Annotated in this window: 1 protein-coding gene; it reads right to left on the reverse strand. The window is 70.6% G+C overall.

Annotated features, from left to right (window positions below):
- On the reverse strand, nt 1–784 hold a 784-nt coding region (locus ACTWQJ_RS51930), incomplete at its 3' end, for a condensation domain-containing protein (protein ID WP_443313286.1).
- Nucleotides 785–786 lie beyond the last annotated feature (2 nt).

Consider the following 786-nt stretch of genomic DNA (forward strand, 5'->3'; position numbering starts at 1 on the left):
CCATGTCGACCCCACGCGGCAGACACAGCCCCACCCGGCTCTCCCGGCCCACACCCAGACCCACCAGATACCGAGCCAGACGATTCGCCCGCGCCTCCAACTCCCCATACGTCAGCGCATCACCACCACCACGCACCGCCACCGCACCCGGAGTCCGCTCCACCCAGCCCCGGAACAGATCCAGCACCGTCCCCGCCGACACCGGCCGCCCCGTGTCGTTCCACTGCTCGACCACGCGCGAGCGCTCCGCCGGCACCAGTGCGTCGAGGTCACCCACGTGCACCTGGGGGTCGGCCGCGAACTGTTCCAGTACGCGTATCAGCCGCTCGGTCACGGCGCGGGCGGTGTCGTCGTCGAAAGCGTCGGGCCGGTAGTCCAGCCGCAGGTGCAGACCGTCGGCCGGGTTCACCCCCAGGGCGAGTGCGAAGTTGGTCGACTCCCGCATGGCGGTGTCCGCCAGGGTCAGACCTTCGGCGGACGGCGGACCGGCCGGGTCCCCCGGGTAGTTCTCGAACGCCATCAGGGTGTCGAAGGAGGCTCCCGGTCCGGCGAGCCGCTGGATCTCGGTGAGCCCGAGGTGCTGGTGGTCCAGCAGCGCGGACTGCTGCGCCTGAAGCGCCGTCAGTACATCGGCGACACTGCGCTCCGCGTCGAACGTAACCCGCACCGGCACCGTGTTGAGGAACAGACCGAGCATGTCCTCCATACCCGGCAGCTCCGCCGGCCGACCCGCCACCGTCGCACCGAACACCACATCACGCCGGCCCGCCAACTGCCCCACCACCA

It is taken from the genome of Streptomyces sp. KR55 (assembly GCF_052245645.1).
Classification (GTDB): domain Bacteria; phylum Actinomycetota; class Actinomycetes; order Streptomycetales; family Streptomycetaceae; genus Streptomyces; species Streptomyces flavusporus.